Source organism: Burkholderia orbicola, assembly GCF_900100915.1.
In the GTDB taxonomy this organism is placed as follows: Bacteria; Pseudomonadota; Gammaproteobacteria; order Burkholderiales; family Burkholderiaceae; genus Burkholderia; species Burkholderia orbicola.
Genome location: NZ_FNKW01000001.1, coordinates 2,453,371 through 2,473,982, shown reverse-complemented (window position 1 = coordinate 2,473,982; position 20,612 = coordinate 2,453,371). Strand labels below are relative to the sequence as shown.

Genomic DNA, 20,612 nt, shown 5'->3' with positions numbered 1-20,612 from the left:
CGCGCGCTCTCAGGCTTTCCCGCCGTCCTGCGCGCCGCCGTCCGCGGCCGCCTTCTTCTTGTCGCCGATCCGGCTCTCCTGCCCCGCGAGCAGCTTCGAAATGTTGCCGCGGTGACGCCACACGAGCAGCACGCTCATCGCCAGCACGGCCCACGCGACCGGGTTGTGGCCCGGCATGCCGAACAGGAACACGTCGAACACCGGCGCAAACACGGCCGCCACCAGCGCCGCGAGCGACGAATAGCGGAAGAAGAACGCGACGATCAGCCAGGTCAGCGCGGTCGCGAGCCCGAGCACCGGGTGCACGGCGAGCAGCACGCCGGCCGCGGTCGCGACGCCCTTGCCGCCCTGGAAGCGGAAGAACACCGGGTACAGGTGGCCGAGGAACACGGCGATCGCGACCCACGCGATCGCGACGTCGGGCAGGCCGAAGTGCCGGGCGAGCCAGACGGCGATCCAGCCCTTGAACGCGTCGCCGACGAGCGTCAGGATCGCGGCCTTCTTGTTGCCGCTGCGCAGCACGTTGGTCGCGCCGGGGTTCTTCGACCCGTACGAACGCGGGTCGGCCAGCCCCATCACGGAACTGACGACGACGGCGAACGACACCGAACCGATCAGGTAGGCAACGAGGGCGGCGAGCAGGATCTGCATGCGGAGGACTCTTCTTTCAACGTATCGGGAAAGGGACGGCCGGGCGCGGCAAGCCGGCAGGCCGAAACGGCGCCCATTCTACCGAACGGGCGCGGGGTGCCACGAAGGTGAAACCCTCAGTCGACGCTCGCGCACTGCACCGGCTGCGCGCCGAGCAGCGACGTGAGCACCGCCGGCGCGAGGCTGACGAGGTAGCCGCGCCGGCCGCCGTTCAGGTAGATCGTCGGCAATGCGAGGATCGTCGCCTCGACGTAGACGGGCATCGTCTTGCGCGTGCCGAACGGCGACGTGCCGCCGACGAGATAGCCCGAATGGCGGTTCGCGACCTCCGGCTTGCACGGCTCGACACGTTTCGCGCCGATCTGCCGCGCGAGATTCTTCGTCGATACGGTGCGGTCGCCGTGCATCAGCACGATCAGCGGCTTCGCGTGCTCGTCTTCCATCACGAGCGTCTTCACGACGCTGTGCTCGTCGACGCCGAGCTGGCGCGCCGATTCGCCGGTGCCGCCGTGCTCGACGTATTCGTACGGATGCTCGCCGAATGCGACGCCGTGACGGCGCAGCAGCTGGGTCGCAGGGGTTTCGGACACGTGTCTGGATTTGCTCATGGCGGCATTTTAATGGCGAACGATCGCCGGGCGCGCAGTGGCGAGCCCGCGCCGACGGTATACTCGCGGCCCGTTTTCCGCCGGCCCACCGCGTCGCCGTCACGATTGCGCCCATCATCATTGCAGACATCGTGAAGCGCTATTGCCCGATTGGCTGATTGTGGCGCGCGTCTCGCCATGGCACGATCGTTCGCAAATATCGTCGGCCGCCGCCGGCCCTTCATCTGGAGACGCCATGCCCTCGCCCATCCGTTCATCCGAATCGCTCGATGTCGATGCATTGCTCGCCGCGCTGCCGCGTCGCATCGCCGACGTGCCCGCGTACCGGGCCGCGGAGTCGCCCGCGCAGCCGGCGCTGATCGAGGATGCGCGCCGGCTGTCGTACGGCGACCTGGCGCAGGCCGTCGATGCGGCGGCCGCGCGGCTGGCGACTCTCGGCGTACAAGGCGGCGACCGCGTGATGATCGTCGCCGAAAACTGCGTCGCGCAGATCGTGCTGCTGTTCGCCGCCGCCCGCCTCGACGCATGGGCGCTCGTGTCGAACGCGCGGCTGTCAGCCGCCGAGCTCGACGCGATCGCCGCGCATGCGCGCCCGAAGCTGATCGCGTTCACGACCGACGTATCGCCCGACGCGCGCGCCCATGCCGAGCGGCTCGGCGCCACGCCGGCCGCGGCGCTGCCGGTCGACATCGGCGCGTGGTCGTATCACGTCGACGCGAGCGCGCCCGCCGAGCCGGTGGCCACCGGCAGCGCCGCACAATGCGCGGCATTGATCTACACCACCGGTACGACCGGCACACCGAAAGGCGTGATGCTGTCGCACCGCAACCTGCTGTTCATCGCGGCGACGTCGAGCATGCTGCGCCGCGTGTCGCCGAACGACGTCGTCTACACGGTGCTGCCCGTGTCGCACGTGTACGGGCTCGCGTCGGTCTGCCTCGGCAGCCTGTATGCGGGCGCGACGCTGCGGCTCGCGCCGCGCTTCTCGCCGGAAGCCGTCCGGGTCGCGCTCGCCGACGAAGGCGTGACGATCTTCCAGGGCGTGCCCGCGATGCACGCGAAGCTGCTCGAGCACCTGCACACGCACGGCCACGCGTGGCGCGCGCCGCGGCTGCGCTTCGCGTATTCGGGCGGCTCCCCGCTCGATGCGGACCTGAAGGCCCGCGTCGAGCACGTGTACGGCGTGCCGCTGCACAACGGCTACGGGATGACCGAAAGCAGCCCGACGGTCACGCAGACGCCGCTCGACGCGCCGCGCACGGACAGTTCGGTCGGCGTGCCGATTCCGGGCGTCGACGTACGGATCGTCGCGCCGGACGGTACCGACGTGCCACCGGGCGAAGTCGGCGAGATCCGCGTGCGCGGGCCGAACGTGATGCTCGGCTACTACCGCAACGCGGACGCGACGCACGCGGCCGTGTCGGCCGATGGCTGGCTGAGCACCGGCGATCTCGCGCGGCAGGAAGCGGACGGCGCGGTGACGATCGCGGGCCGCAGCAAGGAGCTGATCATCCGCTCGGGCTTCAACGTGTATCCGGTCGAGGTCGAGCAGGTGCTGAACACGCATCCGGACGTCGTGCAGGCAGCCGTGATCGGCCGCGCGATCGACGGCAACGAGGAAGTGCTCGCGTTCGTCGAACTGGTGCCGGGCGCGGCGGCGGACGAGGCAGCCTTGCACGCATGGTGCGCGGACCGGCTCACCGCTTACAAACGCCCTGCGCACATCCGCGTGCTCGATGCGCTGCCGGCCGCGTCGACCGGCAAGGTGCTCAAGCACCGGCTGCGCGAGCTGGTCTGACTCGGCCGACGCCACGGCACGCGAGTCCACATTGCGGCTCACGCCGAGCCGCATGCCCGCGTCGCGCGTCAGCCGCGCGGGTGGTGCTGCGCGTGCAGCGTCCTGAGCCGCTCGCGCGCGACGTGCGTATAGATCTGCGTGGTCGAGATGTCGCTGTGGCCGAGCAGCAATTGCACGACGCGCAAGTCGGCGCCGTGGTTCAGCAGGTGCGTCGCGAACGCGTGCCGCAGCGTGTGCGGCGACAGGTGCGCACGCACGTCGGCCTGCTGCGCGTGTCGCTTGATGATGTTCCAGAACTGCTGGCGCGTCATCCCGTCGCCGCGCGCGGTCACGAACAGCGCATCGGCCGCGCGTGCGCCGAGCAGCGCCGGCCGCGCGTCGCGCAGGTAGCGTTCGATCCAGCCGTGCGCGACTTCACCGAACGGCACGAGCCGCTCCTTCGAGCCCTTGCCCATCACGCGCACGACGCCTTCGTTAAGGCCGACCTCGACCGTCTTCAGCGTCACGAGCTCGCTCACGCGCAGCCCGCTCGCGTACATCAGCTCGAGCATCGTGCGATCGCGCAGGCCGAGCGGCGTGCCGATGTCGGGTGCGCCGAGCAGCGCCTCGACCTGCGCCTCGGACAGCGTCGACGGGAACCGGGCCCCCTGTTTCGCGGACGTGATCCGCAGCGTCGGATCGGCGCTCGCGCGATGCTCGCGCACGGCCCAGCCGTAATAGCGGCGGAACACGGACAGCCGCCGGTTCGACGACGTCGCCTTGCCGTCGCTGCGCGCGGCGATATAGCCCGTCACCATCGCCTCGTCGGCCGAGTCGAGCGGCGCGTCGTGCGTCGCGGCCAGCCATTGGGAAAACAGCGCCAGGTCGCGCCGGTACGCATCGAGCGTGTTGCGCGCGAGCCCGTGCTCGAGCCACAGCGCATCGCAGAACACGTCGATCGACGCGCGGCTCGCGAGCAGCGCGGGCGATGCCGCGACGGCGTCGGTGTCGGCTTCGGGAGTCGTCAAAGGTTCGCTCATCAGTACGGCACGCCCTCGTGCGTCAGCAGCCAGCGCTTCACTTGCTGGTAATAGCCGTTGTCGTCGTGGTTCGCGAATCCGCCGAGACCGCCCGCCGCGACGACGCGATGGCACGGAATCACGAGCGGGAAATAGTTCGCGCCGCACGCCTGGCCGACCGCGCGCGGCGCGCTGCCGATCCGCTTCGCGACCTGGCCGTAGGTCAGCACCGTACCGGACGGGATATCGCTGATCGCGTCCCACACCCGGTGCTGGAATGCGCTGCCGACGTCGGCGAGCGGCAGGTCGAAGCGTGCGGACGCGCGCTCGAAATAACGTTCGATCTGCTTGACCGCGCGCTTCGCGAGCGCCGAATCCGGATCGACCGACTTCATCGATTCGGGCAGATAGACGATCTCGCGCACCACCGCGGCATCCGTGCGGATGCCGACCTTGCCGAACGGCGCGTCGATGACTGCGTTGAACATTGAATTCTCCTGACCGAGGGATGCGTGCGCGGCCCTGCGCACGCGCCGACGACACTTTACGCCGCCTTCACGCGGCTCGCAGCGCCCATTCGACATGCTCGCGCACGACCGGCGACGGATCGTCGGCCCGGGCGCGCAGCGCGGCGACGATCGCATCGCGCGCGGGCGGCGCGAGCCGGTCCGCGCCGGCGCGCAGCGCATTGCCGAGCCCGACCGCGAGATTGCGCAGCCAGCTTTCGTAGCCGATGCGCCGGATCGCGCTGCCCTGCATCCGCGTGTCGAATGCCTCCGCGTCCCACGCGAACAGCTCGACGAGCGTCGCGCGATCGAGGCCGTGCCGCACGTCGAAATCGGCGACGGGCGCGGCCTGCGCGAACTTGTTCCACGGGCACACGAGCTGGCAGTCGTCGCAGCCGTACACGCGATTGCCGATCATCGGCCGCAGCGGCTCGGGGATGCTGCCTTTCAGTTCGATCGTCAGGTACGAGATGCAGCGGCGCGCATCGACGCGGTACGGCTCGACGATCGCACCGGTCGGGCACGCGTCGATGCAGCGGGTGCAGCTGCCGCAGTGCGCACCGGGCGTCTCGGGCGCGGTGTCGGGCGACGTGTGCGCGTCGGTCGGCAGCGGCAGGTCGACGTAGATCTCGCCGAGAAAGAACAGCGAGCCGGCATCGCGCTGCAGCAACAGCGTGTGCTTGCCGCGCCAGCCGACTCCGGCCTTCTGCGCGAGTTCGACCTCGAGCACGGGCGCCGAATCGGTGAACACGCGGTAGCCGAACCCGCCGATCTCGTACTCGATGCGCTCCGCGAGCGTCTGCAGCCGGTTGCGCAGCACCTTGTGATAGTCGCGGCCGCGCGCATAGATCGACACGACGGCCGCCTGCGGATCGTCGAGCCGCGCCCGTTCGCGCGCGCGCCAGTCGTGTGATACGAGCGCGCCGGGCTCGCCAGCGGGCGCGCCGTCGTCGAGCGTTTGGGCCGGCAAATAGGCGAGCCGCACGGAGATCACGCGTCGCGTACCGGCCACAAGTTCGGCCGGCCGCGCGCGTTTCATCCCATGTTTCGCCATATAATCCATTTCGCCGTGGTATCCGGCTTCCAGCCAGGCGGCGAGGCCCGCTTCGGCATCCGAGAGATCGGTATCGCTGATGCCGATCGCCCCGAAACCCAATTCGCGCCCCCACGCCCTGATGCGAGCGGCGAGCGCAGTCAACGCCGCATCGTCGAGCGCGCACGGCGCCGCGCCTTCGTCACGAGTCGAAGGCCTGTCGGATGCGGCGCGTTCCGGTAGTCGGTTCATCGCACTATTTTACGAGAATGCCAGCCACGTCCAGCCAACCGCCTCATGCCACGTTGCCCGCCCCGCTCGCGGAGCGCGTGGTCGCGCTCGCCGACGAAGCGGCAACCGAGGCCTTCGGCACCCGCTTCGCGCACGCGCTCGACGCGGCGCGCCTCGAGCTCGACCGCGCCCATGCGTTCGACGGGCTGCAGATCCAGCTGGTCGGCGATCTCGGCGCGGGCAAGACGACCCTCGTGCGCGCGATCCTGCGCGGCCTCGGCCACGAGGGGCGCGTGCGCAGCCCGACCTATACGCTCGTCGAGCCGTACGCGCTCGAACGCAGCGATGGGGAACTCGAGGTCTATCACTTCGATCTGTATCGATTCAACGATCCGGCCGAATGGTCCGACGCAGGCTTTCGCGAATATTTCAATTCCACCGCGATCTGCCTCGTCGAATGGCCGCAACAGGCGGGCGCCCTGCTCGGCGTGCCCGATCTGGTTTTCTCGCTCGACGTGGATGGCGACGGCCGTGCCCTCACCGTCCGGGCGTACAGCGCTTCAGGAAAGGCATGTCTCGAAAGATGTTGATCAAACCGTTCCGCTCGATCGAATCGGCGGCCACCGCGACGCACAACTGGCGGCGCCGTCAGATCCTGCGCGCGGGGGCGTCGACGCTGGTGCTCGGTCTCGTCGCGCCGCGGCTCGCGCACGCGTCGTCGGTGCTCGGCGTGCGCGTGTGGCCCGCACGCGATTACACGCGCGTCACGATCGAATCCGACCAGCCGCTGCAGAATAGCCAACAGCTGCTACAGGGTCCCGACCGTCTCGTCGTCGACCTGAGCGGCCTCGACCTCGACCAGGCGCTGCGCGATCTCGTCTCGAAGATCGCGCCGAACGATCCGCAGATCCAGTCGGTGCGCGTCGGCCAGTATCAGCCGCACGTCGTGCGGATGGTGTTCGACCTGAAAGGCTCGGTGAAGCCGCAGGTGTTCACGCTGCCGCCGGTGGGCACCTACAAGTACCGGCTCGTGTTCGACCTGTATCCGGCCGTCGCGCCCGATCCGCTGTCCGACCTGATCGCGCAGACGGAACGCAAGGAACAGGCGCTCAACGACACCACGCGCGCGCAGCAGATGCAGCCGCCGTCCACGCTGTCCGGCCCGGGCACCCCGCCGCCCGGCGCGGGCGACAACAGCGACGCGTTCTTCCAGCGTTTCGCGCAGAACACGCCGGCCACGCCGCACGCGCCGCCGGCCGCCGGCACGCCGTCGACGCCCGCGAAGCCGGCCGTCAAGCCGCCGCCCGTCATCGCGCGCCGCGACGACAACGACGACGGCGACGACACCTACAAGTTCACCGCGCCGAAATCGGGCAAGGGCGGCACGGTACGCCTGCTGACGGTCGCGATCGACCCCGGCCACGGCGGCGAGGATCCGGGTGCGATCGGCGGCGGCGGCACGTACGAGAAGCACATCGCGCTCGACATCGCGAAGAAGCTGCGCGCGAAGATCGACGCCGCGCCGAACATGCGCGCGATGATGACGCGCGACGCCGACTTCTTCGTGCCGCTGAACGTACGCGTGCAGAAGGCGCGCCGCGTCGGCGCGGATCTCTTCGTGTCGATCCACGCGGACGCGTTCACGACGCCGTCCGCGCGCGGCTCGTCGGTGTTCGCGCTGTCCGACCACGGCGCGACGAGCGCCGCGGCGCGCTGGATGGCGAACAAGGAGAATTCGTCGGACCTGATCGGCGGCATCAACATCAAGACGGCGGACGCGGCCGTGAACCGCGCGCTGTTCGACATGTCGACGACCGCGCAGATCCGCGACTCGCTGCGCTACGGCAACTACGTGCTGAAGGAAGTGGGCGGCATCAACAAGCTGCACAAGGGCTCGGTCGAGCAGGCCGGGTTCGCGGTGCTGAAGGCGCCCGACATTCCGTCGATCCTCGTCGAGACCGCGTTCATCAGCAACCCGGACGAAGAGCGCCGGCTCAACGACGACAGCTATCGCGACGAGATGGCCGACGCGATCTTCCGCGGCATCAAGCGCTATTTCGCCGCGAATCCGCCGCTCGCGAAGAGCCGGATGGCCTGAGCGCCATCACTCCCCTGCCGCCGGCACGCAGTGCGTGCCGGCGCGTCACGACGCCGCGAAGCGGCTCAGCAGTTTCCCGCCGAACACGTTCACCGCGAGCCCGCCCATCACGAGCGCGGCGCCGATCAACTGCGCCTGCGTCAGATGCTCGTCGAGCAGCAGCGCCGACGACGCGAGCCCGATGATCGGCACCAGCAGCGAGAATTGCGCGACCTGCGCGGCCGGGTAGCGCGACAGCAGGCGGCTCCACAGCCCGTAGCCGAGCAGCGTCGCGACGAACGCGAGATAAACGACCGCGAAGATCGACGCGCCGTCGAGCCCCGCGAGCGCGGTCGCGATCCGCTGCGGCCCCTCGAACCACAGCGACAGCAGGAAGAACGGCACGGGCGGCACGAGGCTCGCCCACACGACGAGCGACACGAGGTTCGCCTTGCCGACCTTCTTCGTGACGATATTGCCGACGGCCCACATCGCGGCCGAGCAGATCGTCAGCAGGAAGCCCGCGAGCGTCATCGCGCGGCCGCCCTGCGCGGCGATCACGACGAGCCCGCCCGCGGCGATCGCGAGCCCGACCAGGTTCTGCACACGCAGCCGCTCGCCGAGGAACAGCATCGCGAACACCAGCGTGAAGAACGCCTGCGACTGCAGCACGAGCGACGCGAGGCCGGCCGGCATGCCGACGTACATGCCGGTGAACAGGAACACGAACTGGCCGAGCTGGATCGTCGCGCCGTACAGCACCAGCAGCCGCCACGAAATCTGCGGCCGGCGCACGAAGAACACCGCGGGCACGGCCGCGAGCGTGAAGCGCAGCGCGCCGAGCAGCATCGGCGGCATGCCGTGCAGGCCGACCTTGATCACGACGAAGTTCACGCCCCACGCGAGGATCACGACCAGCGCGAGCAGCAAGTCCTTCGGGGCCATCACCGGCGTCTCCTCGATTGTCGAATTGTCGGTATGAAGCCGGTCAGTCTACCGGGTTTCGCCGCCCGGCCCGATACCCGCGCGGTGCGTATGGAATCGGCGGCGTGCGCAGCAGCCTGCGCACCGCGGAGGATGCCGCATGACGCGTGCCTGCCGCGGGTGCATCGCGCCGCGCGCGTTTCGCGCTCCCCCGTCACGCGCAGCGCCGCGCCGCGCCGCCAGTACAATGACCGGCAATCCAGCCGTTCCCCACGAGGCCCCCATGACCGACTCGATCAAAGCCCTGCTGAAGCCGCACGTGCGCGACATCGGCAACCTGCAGGTGCGCCGCACGCTGCCCGCGCTCGCCGCACGCCTCGTCGGCCCGTTCATCTTCTTCGATCACATGGGGCCCGCCACGCTGCCCGCCGGCACGGGGCTCGACGTGCGCCCGCATCCGCACATCGGGCTCGCGACGGTCACCTACCTGTTCGACGGCGCGATCCTGCACCGCGACAGCCTCGGCTCGCTGCAGGAAATCGTGCCGGGCGACGTGAACTGGATGACGGCCGGCCGCGGCATCGTCCATTCCGAGCGCACGCCGGACGCGCAGCGCACGAGCGGCCACACCGTGCACGGCATCCAGACCTGGGTCGCGCTGCCGCAGGCGCACGAGACGACCGAGCCGTCGTTCGAGCACCACGCGGCCGACACGCTGCCCAAGCGCGACGAAAACGGCGTGGCGCTGACGGTGATCGCCGGCGACGCGTTCGGGCTGCGCTCGCCCGTGACGACGTTCTCGCGCACGCTGTACGTCGCGGCCGAATTCGCGGCCGGCGGCCGGCTCGAACTCGATGCGTCGCACGAGGAGCGCGCGGTCTACGTGGTCGACGGCGCGCTCGCGATCGACGGCACGCCAGTACCGGCCGAACAGATGGCCGTGCTCGCGCCAGGCGCGACGGTCACGCTGACGAGCGCCAGCGGCGCGCGCGCGATGCTGCTCGGCGGCGACCGGATGGACGGCGAACGCTTCATCGAGTGGAATTTCGTCGCGAGCAGCCGCGACGCGATCGAGCGGGCGAAAGCGGCGTGGACGCGCCAGGAAATGGGCAAGGTGCCTGGCGAGACGGAGTGGATTCCGCTGCCCGAAGCGAAGCCGCGTTGAAAAAGCGGCGCGCCGCCCCCATCCTGACGATATTCGAACGGAAGAGAACGACATGGACACCACGCTTGCCACATTCGAGAAAGACGTCATCGAGGCGTCGCTGGACACGCCCGTGCTGGTCGACTTCTGGGCGCCATGGTGCGGCCCCTGCAAGACGCTCGGCCCGCTGCTGGAAAAGCTCGAGGCCGATTACGCAGGCCGCTGGAAGCTCGTGAAGGTCAACGTCGACGAGAACCAGGAACTCGCCGCGCACTTCCAGACGCGCAGCATCCCGCACGTGATCGCGTTCGCCGACGGGCGCCCGGTCGATCAGTTCGTCGGCGTGCTGCCCGAGGGCCAGTTGCGCGCGTTCCTCGACCGGCTGCTGCCGGCGGCCGAGGAAGCCGAGCGCCGCGCCGCGCAATATGCGATGGCCGAACAGCGCTTCGACGATGCGCTCGCCCACCTCGAAGCGGCGCTGGCGCTGAACCCCGGCTACGACGACGCGCGCCTCGACCTGATCGAGCTGCTGCTCGCGCGCAACGAGGTCGACGCCGCGCGCGCGGAGACCGAGCGCCTGTCGCCGCAAACCGTGCAGAACGGCGACCCGCGCTACCAGGCGATCAAGACCCGTTTCGACGCGCTGGACGCCACGGCCGACCTGCCGCCGACCGACGCGCTCGAAGCGCGCATCGCGGCGAATCCGGCCGATCTCGACGCGCGCTTCGACCTCGCGCAGAGCCTGATCGCGCGGCGTGCGTACGAAGGGGCGCTGGAACAGTTGCTGGAAATCGTGACGCGCGATCGCGCATACGGCGATGATCTCGGCCGCCGCACGATGATCTCGGTGTTCGAACTGGCCGGCGATCGCCCCGACCTCGTCGCCGCATGGCGACGCAAGCTGAGCATGGCGCTCAACTGAAGTACGACGAGCCGGGCCGCGAAAGGCCGAGCCACGAAAGGCCGGGCCACGAGAGGCCGGGCCGCGATGGCCCGGCTGACCTGCCGTATCGCTCGACGCGCGTTACCCGCGCCGCAGCACCACCCTTTCCTGCCCGCGCGTTGCACGCTCAGCCGGCCGCCTGTGCCGCGATCGCCCGCAGCGCATGCGCGGCCGCCGCGAAACCGAAGCTCGCGGTCACGCACACGCTCGAACCGAAACCCGCACAGTTGAGCCCCGCGACGTGCGCGGCCGCGGATGGCTCCGCGCCGTCCTCGATGTCGCAGGCCGCCGCTTCCGGGTAGATCAGCGGCTCGTCCGAATACACGGCGCTGACCTTGAAACGCGCCTTCGGCCCGCGCGGAAAACCGTGCTGCTTGCGCAACTGTGCACGCACCTTCGACAGCAGCGGGTCCTGGATCGTCAGCGCGAGATCGTCGATGCGGATGCGCGTCGGATCGAGCTGCCCGCCCGCGCCGCCGACGACGATCAACGGCTGCCGTTTCGCGACGCACCACGCGATCAGCGCGACTTTCGTGCGCACGCTGTCGATCGCATCGATCACGTAGTCGAAACCGCCGCCGAGCAGCGCGTCGAAGTTGTCGGGCTCGACGAAATCCTCGATCCGGTTCACGCGGCATGCGGGATCGATCAGCGCGATGCGCTCGGCCATCGCGTCGACCTTCGGCTTGCCGTAATTGCCGTCGAGCGCATGGATCTGCCGGTTCGTGTTGCTTTCCGCGACGTTGTCGAGATCGATCAGCGTCAGCGTGCCGACCGCGTTGCGCGCGAGCGCCTCGGCCACCCACGACCCGACGCCGCCGATCCCGATCACCGCGACGTGCGCCCGCTCGAACGCGGCGGCCGCCGGCGCGCCATACAGGCGCGCGACGCCCCCGAAACGCCGCGCGCGATCCATGTCAAGCTGGATTTCCGGGGTCGGGGTAAGATCGGAAGAACTGGGCGGGGCAGCGTCGGCGGAGGACATGGGAGCAAGGAAAACGTAAGTCGTGCAGCCCTCTATTCTGCCTGAACTCCCCGCTCCCACGCGCCACTGTGCACGCACGATTCTCGCGCGTTCGCTATACTGGCCCCAGATTGAAGCGTTTGCATAACATGACGACTCTCGCCGATCTCCGCATCAACTATTCACGTGCTTCGCTCGACGAAGCCGATGCCGCCCCCGACCCCTTCGCCCAGTTCGATCGCTGGTTCAAGGAGGCGCTCGCCGCCAAATTGCCCGAGCCGAACACGATGACGCTCGCGACCGTCGGCGCCGACGGCCGGCCGTCGGCCCGGATCGTGCTCATCAAGGGCGTCGACGAACGCGGGTTCGTCTTCTTCACCAATTACGAAAGCCGCAAGGGTCACGATCTCGCGGTGCATCCGCAAGCCGCGCTGCTGTTCTACTGGATCGAGCTCGAGCGCCAGGTGCGCATCGAAGGCCGGATCGAGAAAACCAGCGCGGAAGAAAGCGACCGCTATTTCGCGTCGCGCCCGCTCGGCTCGCGCATCGGCGCATGGGCGTCGGAGCAGAGCGCGGTGATCGACAGCCGCGCGACGCTCGAAGCGCGCGAAAAGGCCGTCATCGAACGCTACGGCGACAACCCGCCGCGCCCGCCGCACTGGGGCGGCTACCGCCTCGTGCCCGACTCGATCGAGTTCTGGCAGGGGCGCCCGTCGCGGCTGCACGACCGCCTGCTCTATACGCGCGACGCCGCGGCGGCGTCGGGCTGGACGATCTCGCGCCTGTCGCCGTAAGCGCGGCGCCGGCGCGCGCCGGTCGTGTCTCGTGTTGCATCCGGGTGCCCGCGCCGCAAGCGGCGGGCGCCGGTCAGGATACTTGGCTGTATTCGATTCAACGAACAAACGGAGAATCCAAATGTTCTGGGAAAAGAAGCTGGCACAGTGGGCGGATGAAGTACGGGCGAAAGCGAACATACCGGCGCGACTGGTGCTGTGGAACGGCGATCAACTCGATTTCGGCACCTTCAGCGCGCCGCAGGTCACGCTGAAGGTGAACAGCGCGTCGGCGTTGCCGCTGCTGCTCGAACCGAGCCTCGACAATCTCGGCGAGGCGTACGTGAAGGGCAAGATCGACATCGAAGGCAAGCTGTCGGACATCATCAACATCGGCTACTCGCTCGCGCGCAGCACCGTGACGAGCGCCAGCAAGCTCGCACGCGTGAAGCGCTACTTCAATCACACGAAGAGCACCGACAAGAAGGCGATCCAGTACCACTACGACGTCTCGAACGAGTTCTACCAGCTGTGGCTCGACGAGAACATGGTGTACTCGTGCGCGTACTTCGAGAACGGCGACGAGGATCTCGCCACCGCGCAGATCAAGAAGATCGACCACATCCTGACGAAGATCCAGCTGCAGCCCGGCCAGCGCCTGCTCGACATCGGCTGCGGCTGGGGTGCGCTCGTACTGCGCGCCGCGCAGAAATTCGGCGCGACGTGTCTCGGCGTGACGCTGTCGCAGAACCAGTTCGACCTCGCGACCGCGCGCGTGAAGGCCGCGGGGCTCGAAGACAAGATCGAGATTCGTCTGCAGGATTACCGCGAGATCGAAGGCCAGTTCGACCGCATCACGAGCGTCGGGATGTTCGAGCACGTCGGCCGCAAGAACCTGCCGCTCTACTTCTCGCGCGTGCACGACCTGCTCACCGACGACGGCATCGCGATGAACCACGGGATCACGTCGACCGACGCGGAAAGCGGCGAAACGGCGCTCGGCGGCGGCGAATTCATCGATCGCTACGTGTTCCCGGACGGCGAGCTGCCGCACATCAGCCTCGCGCTCGAAGCGGCGCAGCGCGGCGGACTCGAGGCGGTTGACGTCGAAAGCCTGCGCCGGCACTATGCGCGCACGCTCGATATCTGGACGGAAAACTTCGAAGCGAAAGCCGAGGAAGCGAGAAAGCTCGTCGACGACGAAAAATTCCGTATCTGGCGCGTGTATCTTGCCGGCTGCGCGTATGCGTTCGAGCACGACGACGTGTCGATCTTCCAGATCGTGTGCCGCAAGGCCGGACGCAGCGCGAAAACGCTGCCGTGGTCGCGGCGCTACATGTACGAACACGCGCTGCCGCGCTAGGCGGCGCATCACGCTGGGCATGCATGGGTGACGGCAGGACGCGGCGCAAGGCGCCGCCGCAACGACAGCAGCGCGACGACACCGACGAGTCGCACGCCGACGGGCAATTCGACCTGTTCGGCGTGCCGACGGATGCCGCACGCGCGTCCCCAGCGGACGACGAGCGCCCCGCCAGCCCCGATGAGCACGTGACGCCGGACGCACCGGAAGACGCACGACCGGCACCACCACCCGCCCGTGCGACCTCCCGACCCGCCGCCGCCGACGACGAACCTGTCCCGTCGTCCGGCCTGCTGTGGGACGAAACGTCCCCGCCGGCCGCGCCATCGAAGAAAGGCCGCCGCAAACGCGGCGTGCTGCCCGCGCCGATCTCGGCGGACGTCGCCGCCGCCGCAGCCGGCCTGCCGCCGAACGTACGGCTCGGCACGTCGTCGTGGTACTTCCCCGGCTGGAACGGCATCGTCTACGACGGCGATTTCGCGCAGACGAAGCTGTCGCGCGAAGGGCTCGAAGCGTACGGCGCGCATCCGCTGCTGAGGAGCGTGAGCCTCGACCGGTCGTTCTACGGCCCGCTGTCGGTGGCCGACTACCTGCGCTATGCGCAACAGGTGCCCGACGATTTCCGCTTCGTCGTGAAGGCGCCGGCCGCGGTGACCGACGCGGTGATCCGCGGCCGGCGCGGCGAGCCGTCCGGGCCGAACCCGACTTTCCTCGATGCCCAGCTCGCGACCCGCGAATTCGTCCAGCCGTGCCTCGACGGGCTCGGCCGCAAAGCCGGCGTGCTGGTGTTCCAGTTCTCGCCGCTGCCCGATCAGCTACTCGCGGCGCCCGCCGCGCTGATCGACCGGCTCACCGCGTTCTTCGCGGCGCTGCCGCCGCTGCCGCCGGATGCCGACGGCACGCGTTACGCGATCGAGATCCGCGACGCGAGCCTGCTCACGCCGCGCTTCATCCGCGCGCTGGCCGCGCTCGGCGTGCGCTACTGCGTCGGCCTGCACGCGCGGATGCCCGACCCGCTGCGCCAGGCCGCCGCGCTCGCGCTGCTCGATGGCGACGCGCCCGGCCCGCTGATCGTGCGCTGGAGCCTGCACGGCGGTTTCAAGTACGAGCAGGCGAAGGCGAAATACGAGCCGTTCGACAAGCTCGTCGACGAGGACCCGGCCACCCGCTCGGCGCTCGCCGAACTGGCCGCGCGCTACGCGCTGGCCGGGCAGCCGGTGATCATCACGATCAACAACAAGGCGGAAGGCTCCGCGCCGCTGTCGTGCATCGCGCTCGCACGCGAAATCGCCGCCGCGTGCGCACAGTGGCGCAACGAGGCGGCGTGACCGCGGTTTCCGCCGCCGCCGACGCTTACGCGCCGCGCAGCGACTTCAGCCGGTGCGAGAACTTCTGCCGGAATTTCGCGAGCTTCGGCCCGATCACGACCGAGCAATAGCCCTGCCCCGGGTTGCGCGCGTAATAGTTCTGATGATAGTCCTCGGCCGGCCAGTAGTTGCCGTCGAGTGGCACGACCTGCGTGACGATCGGCTGGCCGAACACCTGTTCGCGTTCGAGCTCGGCAATCACGTCGAGCGCCGTGTCGCGCTGCGCATCGGAATGCGTGAACACGACCGACCGGTACTGCGTGCCGACGTCGTTGCCCTGCCGGTTCAGCGTGGTCGGATCGTGCGTCGCGAAGAAGATCTCGAGGATCTCGCGATAGCCGATGCGCGCCGGATCGAACGTCACGTTGACGACTTCCGCGTGGCCGGTGTCGCCTTCGCAGATGTCGCGATAGCCCGGGTTGCGCGTATGGCCGCCCGCATAACCCGACTGGACGGCCGTCACGCCGTCGACGTCGAGAAACACGGCCTCCGTGCACCAGAAACACCCGCCTCCGAGCGTCGCGGTTTCAAGCATCTCGTTCCCCATGAAATCAGTCCCTCGTGGATGACGGCAGCCGGCACGCCAGTGCCGGCGCCATCGTTTCGCATCGCCGTTGCCCGCCCGCGAGACGGGAGGCAGCGGCACTTCGTCAAGTATCTCACTCGTGCGCGCAACTGGCAGATCGGACAGGGCGCCGCACGCGCCCCGCCGCGTGTTTCTCGTCTACACTTAGGCACGCGCAAGCGGCGGCCAACCCGTCGCACCCGCGCAGCGTCCGATGCATGCCCGACCCCGATGCCCACATCATCTGCCGGAACATCGATATGCACGCCTTAACAGACATCGCCCGCGTCGCGGGCCCCGTCGCCGCTACGTCCATCGCACCATCGCGATGGCGCGCGCCCGTTTCACCGAGTGCGCGGCGCGCCAACCTCTCGCCTTTTCCTGCTTTCACGACCTGATGCACGGCATCGCGCGCGTCGCCGACGCGGGCGTCCGCCGGCCGATCGCCGCGCCGGCATGATGCGCGCCGCGCGGCCACCGCAGTCCGCACGCCCGCAACGAACGGCCGTGCGTCCACGATTCGACACCATTCAGAGGACATCACCATGAGCATGCGGCCCGACCCGACGTTTCACGCTTCACCCGAGCTTGCGATGCAGGCGCCGGTGGAGGAGTTTGCCTATACGTTGTTGCTGAGCCCCGATTTTTCCAGACCCGACGCGCTCGCCGTGATCGACGTGAAGCCCGGCTCGTCGACGTACGGCAAGATCGTGCATACGGTGACGATGCCGAACACCGGCGACGAGTTTCATCACTTCGGCTGGAATGCGTGCTCGTCGTCGCTGTCGCCGCTGACCGGCCATGCGTTCCTCGAGCGCCGCTTCCTGATCATCCCCGGCCTGCGCTCGTCGCGCATCTACGTGATCGACACGAAGCCGCACCCGACGCAGGCGCGCATCCACAAGATCATCGAGCCCGACGAGATCTTCGCGAAGACCGGCTATTCGCGGCCGCACACCGTGCATTGCGGGCCGGAGGGCATCTACGTGAGCACGCTCGGCGGCGCGGGCAAGGACGGCACCGACGGCGCGCCCGGCATCTTCATCATGGATTGCGAGACCTTCGACGTGCTCGGCCGCTGGGAGATCGATCGCGGCCCGCAGGACAAGCATTACGACTTCTGGTGGAACCTGCCGCGCGACTACATGGTGTCGAGCGAATGGGCGCTGCCGCCGCAATTCGAGAACGGGATCGTCCCCGAGGATCTGCTCGCGAACAAGTACGGGCACCGGCTGCATTTCTGGGACCTGCGCGCGCGGCGCAACGTGCAGACGATCGATCTCGGCGCGCAGCACCAGATGGCGCTCGAGGTGCGGCCCGCGCACGATCCGGTGCGCGAATACGGGTTCGTCGGCGTCGTGGTCGATACGACCAATCTCGAAGGCTCGATCTGGACCTGGTGGCGCGAAGGCGGCAAGTTCCATGTGAAGAAAACCGCGACGATCCCGGCCGAGCCGGCCACGGCCGACGAGCTGCCGCCGCTGCTGCAAGGATTCGGCGCGGTGCCGCCGCTCGTGACCGACATCGACCTGTCGCTCGACGACCGCTTCCTGTACGTGTCGTGCTGGGGCACCGGCGAGATGCGCCAGTACGACGTGTCGGACCCGCACAACCCGGTGCTCGCGGGGTCGGTGCGCATCGGCGGCATCGCGCGCCGGGCGCCGCACCCGAACGGCCGCACGTTCGCGGGCGGCCCGCAGATGGTCGAGATCAGCCGCGACGGCCGGCGCGTGTACTGGACCAACTCGCTCTATTCGACGTGGGACGACCAGTTCTATCCGGACGGGGTGCCGGCCGCGCAGGTGCTCGCGCACGCGGGGCCGGACGGCGGGCTGACGCTCGCCGACGACTACTGGGTCGAATTCCCCGACGGCTATCGCGCGCACCAGATCCGGCTCGAAGGCGGCGACTGCTCGACCGACTCGTTCTGCTATCCGTCGGTCAAGCGTTGAGCGCCGGCCTTCACGCGCCGTTCGCGCTGTGGGCGGCCGTGCTCGCGAGCGGCGTCTATCACGGACTCAACCCGGCGATGGGCTGGCCGCTCGCGGTATCGAACGCGCTGATGACGCGCCGCGGCAGCGCGCTCGTCGCGGCGCTCGGGTATCTCGCGCTCGGTCATGCGCTGGCCGTCTTCGCGGTGATGCTGCCGTTCGGGCTGCTTGCCGCGCTGCTCGCGTGGCAGACGGCGATCCGGATCGGCGCGAGCGCGCTCGTGATCGGCTTCGGCGCGGTGCTGCTGATCCGGCGCCGGCATCCGCGGGCGCTCGCACGGATCGCGCCGGCGCGGCTCGGCCTGTGGTCGTTCGCGGTCGCGCTCGCGCACGGCGCGGGGCTGATGCTCGTGCCGATCTACCTCGGCCTGTGCGGGCTCGACCGGGATGCCGGCCACCGCGCGGCGGCGCTGCTCGTCGATGCGCATCTCGGCATGGCGCTCGTCGTCGCGGCCGTGCATGCAGCCGCGATGATCGCCGCCGGCGGCGGGCTCGCGTGGCTCGTGTACCGCTATCTCGGGCTGAAGTTCGTGTCGCGCAGCTGGTTCAATCTCGATGCGGTGTGGGCGTCGAGCCTGATCGTGACGGGGGCGCTGTCGCTCGGGCTGGCGGCGGCGCGATAGTGCGGGCAGCGAGGACCCGTTCGCGCACCGCGGCACCGAATGGAATGGCCGCACCGTTAAAAAACGTGACGGAACGGCGCTGCCGGCCGCGCGCCGCAGTGTTCGCTACGCCACCCTGCCGTCGCGATGCGCCGCTCGACCGGGTCCGGCGGCCCCGATTCCGCTAAAATCGGGCCATGCGCACCCCTTCCCAATCGACCGCGTTGTCATTTTTCGTCCGCCGCGCCCGTCACGCCCGTGTCGTGTCGCGCCCGCCCGTCCCGTTCCGGATGGCTGCCCGATGAGCCACGCCAATCCGCCGGATTTCGACGCGGCCGCCTTCCGGCAGGCGCTCGGCCAGTTCGCGACGGGCGTGACGGTGATCACGACGCGCGCGCCGTCCGGCCAGCTGATCGGCATCACCGCCAGCTCGTTCAATTCGGTGTCGCTCGATCCGCCGCTCGTGCTGTGGAGCCTCGCGCACAAATCGGCGTCGACGCCCGTGTTCCGCGGCAACAGCCATTACGTGGTGAACGTGCTCGCGGCGTCGCAACTCGATCTGTGCAAGCGCTTCTCGACCTACAAGGGCGATCGTTTCGAAGGGATCGCGCACGCGGCCGGCAATTCGGGGATGCCGGTGCTCGACGGCGCGCTCGCGTGGTTCGAATGCCACAACCGCAGCCGCTACGATGAAGGCGACCACGTGATCTTCGTCGGCGAAGTGGAACGCTGCGGCGTGCGCGCGGTATCGGAAACGGCCCCGCCGCTCGTGTTCCACGGCGGCGGCTTCCACGGCCTCACACCGCTTTGATCGCCCCCGTGCGCGCCAGTCCGACCGGCGCGCCGGCTTCGTCCTTCAGCGTCTGCAGCACGATGTTCGACCGGATGTCCATCACGCCCGGCGCCTTGTACAGGCGGTTCAGCACGAAATCCGAATAGTGCTTGAGGTTGTGCGCAAGCACGCGCAGCAGATAGTGGCTCTCGCCCGTCACGACGAACGCGCCGACCACCTCCGGCCATTCGCGCAGCGCTTCCGCGAAGCGCTCGTGCCATTGATTCTCTTCGTTGCGCATCGACACCTGCACGAACGCCTCGAGCTCGAAGCCGAGCTTCTCGCGGCTCAGGCACGCGCGATAGTGCTCGATCACGCCCTGCTCCTCGAGCAGGCGCATGCGGCGCAGGCAGGCGGATGGCGAAAGCGAGATGCGTTCGGCCAGGTCGAGATTGCTGATTCTGCCCTCCTCCTGCAATACCGCCAGAATCCGGCAGTCGGTGGCATCGAGCGTGATCGCGTGCATTTTTGGTCCCCGTTTTCCCTCTGAGTCGAATTATCTGCCAATCCGGCGGATTGTCCATGTTTATTTCGCAAGCACTTTCTGCGAGTGTCCACCTATCATTCGAAGGATCGACTCACGCTTCGTCATGCCATGGACACACTCTGGGACATCTCGCCGCCGGTCAGCCCCGCCACCCCCGTGTGGCCGGGCGATACGCCGGTTGCCGTCGAACGCGTATGGCGGATGGAGGCCGGCTCGCCGGTCAACGTCGCGCGCCTGACGCTGTCGCCGCACACGGGCGCGCACTGCGACGCGCCGCTGCACTATGACGCCGACGGCGCGCCGATCGGCGCGGTGCCGCTCGACACCTATCTCGGCCCGTGCCGCGTGATTCATTGCATCGGCGCATCGCCGGTCGTACGGCCGGCCGATGTGGAAGCCGCGCTCGACGGCGTGCCGCCGCGCGTGCTGCTGCGCACGTATGCGCGCGCCGCGGTCGAACAATGGGACAGCAATTTCTGCGCGGTCGCGCCCGATACCGTCGACCTGCTCGCCGCGCACGGTGTGAAGCTGATCGGCATCGATACGCCGTCGCTCGACCCGCAGGAATCGAAGACGATGGACGCGCATCACCGCGTGCGCGCGCACCGGATGGCGATCCTCGAAGGCATCGTGCTCGACGACGTGCCGCCCGGCGACTACGAATTGATCGCGCTGCCGCTGAAGTTCGCGACACTCGACGCGAGCCCCGTGCGCGCGGTGCTGCGCGCGCTGCCCGCGCACGCTTCCTGATTACC

Annotated in this window: 21 protein-coding genes; 12 read left to right on the top strand and 9 right to left on the bottom strand. The window is 68.9% G+C overall.

From position 1 onward, the window contains the following. Window positions 1-9: 9 nt before the first annotated feature. Together plsY and ybaK are read right to left on the bottom strand one after the other, a co-directional pair. A complete protein-coding gene (plsY, locus tag BLS50_RS11785; protein WP_027808663.1) occupies window positions 10-651 on the bottom strand; it encodes a glycerol-3-phosphate 1-O-acyltransferase PlsY in 642 nt (213 codons plus the stop codon). Window positions 652-767: 116 nt separating this feature from the next. Continuing rightward, window positions 768-1,259 carry a Cys-tRNA(Pro) deacylase gene (ybaK, locus tag BLS50_RS11780; RefSeq protein ID WP_027808662.1) on the bottom strand — a complete coding sequence of 164 codons (492 nt, stop codon included), beginning with the start codon at window positions 1,257-1,259 and terminating at the stop codon, window positions 768-770. Between the two features lie 235 nt (window positions 1,260-1,494). Between ybaK and BLS50_RS11775 the strand changes: the two genes are divergently transcribed. Further along, a complete protein-coding gene (locus BLS50_RS11775) occupies window positions 1,495-3,057 on the top strand; it encodes a class I adenylate-forming enzyme family protein (RefSeq protein ID WP_074802271.1) in 1,563 nt (520 codons plus the stop codon). A gap of 68 nt (window positions 3,058-3,125) precedes the next feature. Here BLS50_RS11775 and xerD read toward each other — a convergent pair whose 3' ends face one another. The 3 genes from xerD to queG form a co-directional block, all read right to left on the bottom strand. Continuing rightward, window positions 3,126-4,076 carry a site-specific tyrosine recombinase XerD gene (gene xerD / locus BLS50_RS11770; RefSeq protein ID WP_074802270.1) on the bottom strand — a complete coding sequence of 317 codons (951 nt, stop codon included), beginning with the start codon at window positions 4,074-4,076 and terminating at the stop codon, window positions 3,126-3,128. Further along, on the bottom strand, window positions 4,076-4,543 hold the full coding sequence (locus BLS50_RS11765) for a methylated-DNA--[protein]-cysteine S-methyltransferase (protein ID WP_074802269.1): 468 nt from the start codon (window positions 4,541-4,543) through the stop codon (window positions 4,076-4,078). The genes xerD and BLS50_RS11765 overlap by 1 nt, the downstream gene beginning before the upstream one ends. A gap of 67 nt (window positions 4,544-4,610) precedes the next feature. After that, a complete protein-coding gene (gene queG, locus BLS50_RS11760) occupies window positions 4,611-5,846 on the bottom strand; it encodes a tRNA epoxyqueuosine(34) reductase QueG (protein ID WP_074802268.1) in 1,236 nt (411 codons plus the stop codon). A gap of 17 nt (window positions 5,847-5,863) precedes the next feature. Between queG and tsaE the strand changes: the two genes are divergently transcribed. Beyond that, entirely contained in the window at window positions 5,864-6,415 is a 552-nt protein-coding gene (gene tsaE, locus BLS50_RS11755) for a tRNA (adenosine(37)-N6)-threonylcarbamoyltransferase complex ATPase subunit type 1 TsaE (protein WP_027808658.1), read from the top strand. Then, window positions 6,397-7,923: an N-acetylmuramoyl-L-alanine amidase gene (locus BLS50_RS11750; protein ID WP_074802267.1), complete on the top strand. Its 1,527-nt coding sequence runs from the start codon at window positions 6,397-6,399 to the stop codon at window positions 7,921-7,923. The genes tsaE and BLS50_RS11750 overlap by 19 nt, the downstream gene beginning before the upstream one ends. Before the next feature lie 45 nt (window positions 7,924-7,968). Here the strand turns inward: BLS50_RS11750 and BLS50_RS11745 are convergent, their stop codons facing one another. Next, complete coding sequence (locus BLS50_RS11745) at window positions 7,969-8,847, bottom strand: O-acetylserine/cysteine exporter (protein ID WP_011694382.1); 879 nt, start codon at window positions 8,845-8,847, stop codon at window positions 7,969-7,971. 262 nt (window positions 8,848-9,109) lie between these two features. On the opposite strand from BLS50_RS11745, the gene BLS50_RS11740 reads away from it, so the two are divergent. Both BLS50_RS11740 and trxA read left to right on the top strand, forming a co-directional pair. Then, window positions 9,110-9,991: a pirin family protein gene (locus BLS50_RS11740; RefSeq protein WP_074802266.1), complete on the top strand. Its 882-nt coding sequence runs from the start codon at window positions 9,110-9,112 to the stop codon at window positions 9,989-9,991. A gap of 52 nt (window positions 9,992-10,043) precedes the next feature. Continuing rightward, window positions 10,044-10,892, top strand: a complete 849-nt coding sequence (trxA, locus tag BLS50_RS11735; protein WP_011694383.1) for a thioredoxin — start codon at window positions 10,044-10,046, stop codon at window positions 10,890-10,892. A gap of 148 nt (window positions 10,893-11,040) precedes the next feature. Here the strand turns inward: trxA and BLS50_RS11730 are convergent, their stop codons facing one another. After that, complete coding sequence (locus BLS50_RS11730) at window positions 11,041-11,898, bottom strand: tRNA threonylcarbamoyladenosine dehydratase (RefSeq protein WP_074802265.1); 858 nt, start codon at window positions 11,896-11,898, stop codon at window positions 11,041-11,043. Between the two features lie 128 nt (window positions 11,899-12,026). Between BLS50_RS11730 and pdxH the strand changes: the two genes are divergently transcribed. The 3 genes from pdxH to BLS50_RS11715 all read left to right on the top strand — a co-directional run bounded on the left by pdxH (window position 12,027) and on the right by BLS50_RS11715 (window position 15,341). Beyond that, window positions 12,027-12,671 (top strand): pyridoxamine 5'-phosphate oxidase, encoded by a 645-nt coding sequence (pdxH, locus tag BLS50_RS11725; protein WP_074802264.1) that lies wholly within the window; start codon window positions 12,027-12,029, stop codon window positions 12,669-12,671. A 121-nt stretch (window positions 12,672-12,792) separates the two neighbouring features. Further along, window positions 12,793-14,013 (top strand): SAM-dependent methyltransferase, encoded by a 1,221-nt coding sequence (locus BLS50_RS11720; RefSeq protein ID WP_006477998.1) that lies wholly within the window; start codon window positions 12,793-12,795, stop codon window positions 14,011-14,013. A 23-nt stretch (window positions 14,014-14,036) separates the two neighbouring features. Then, window positions 14,037-15,341, top strand: coding sequence for a DUF72 domain-containing protein (locus BLS50_RS11715; RefSeq protein ID WP_074802263.1), 1,305 nt, complete (start codon window positions 14,037-14,039; stop codon window positions 15,339-15,341). A gap of 25 nt (window positions 15,342-15,366) precedes the next feature. Here the strand turns inward: BLS50_RS11715 and msrA are convergent, their stop codons facing one another. Then, complete coding sequence (gene msrA, locus BLS50_RS11710) at window positions 15,367-15,927, bottom strand: peptide-methionine (S)-S-oxide reductase MsrA (RefSeq protein ID WP_043888519.1); 561 nt, start codon at window positions 15,925-15,927, stop codon at window positions 15,367-15,369. Window positions 15,928-16,490: 563 nt separating this feature from the next. On the opposite strand from msrA, the gene BLS50_RS11700 reads away from it, so the two are divergent. From BLS50_RS11700 to BLS50_RS11690, 3 genes are all read left to right on the top strand, one after another. After that, window positions 16,491-17,897 carry a selenium-binding protein SBP56-related protein gene (locus BLS50_RS11700; RefSeq protein WP_074802262.1) on the top strand — a complete coding sequence of 469 codons (1,407 nt, stop codon included), beginning with the start codon at window positions 16,491-16,493 and terminating at the stop codon, window positions 17,895-17,897. Beyond that, a complete protein-coding gene (locus BLS50_RS11695; protein WP_074802261.1) occupies window positions 17,894-18,559 on the top strand; it encodes a hypothetical protein in 666 nt (221 codons plus the stop codon). The genes BLS50_RS11700 and BLS50_RS11695 overlap by 4 nt, the downstream gene beginning before the upstream one ends. Window positions 18,560-18,839: 280 nt before the next feature. Continuing rightward, window positions 18,840-19,349 (top strand): flavin reductase family protein, encoded by a 510-nt coding sequence (locus tag BLS50_RS11690; protein WP_006477993.1) that lies wholly within the window; start codon window positions 18,840-18,842, stop codon window positions 19,347-19,349. On the opposite strand, the gene BLS50_RS11685 is transcribed toward BLS50_RS11690, so the two are convergent. Continuing rightward, a complete protein-coding gene (locus BLS50_RS11685; RefSeq protein WP_006477992.1) occupies window positions 19,336-19,836 on the bottom strand; it encodes an Lrp/AsnC family transcriptional regulator in 501 nt (166 codons plus the stop codon). The genes BLS50_RS11690 and BLS50_RS11685 overlap by 14 nt on opposite strands. A 129-nt stretch (window positions 19,837-19,965) precedes the next feature. Here BLS50_RS11685 and kynB point away from each other — a divergent pair, with 129 nt between their 5' ends. Continuing rightward, on the top strand, window positions 19,966-20,607 hold the full coding sequence (gene kynB, locus BLS50_RS11680) for an arylformamidase (RefSeq protein WP_011546066.1): 642 nt from the start codon (window positions 19,966-19,968) through the stop codon (window positions 20,605-20,607). Window positions 20,608-20,612 lie beyond the last annotated feature (5 nt).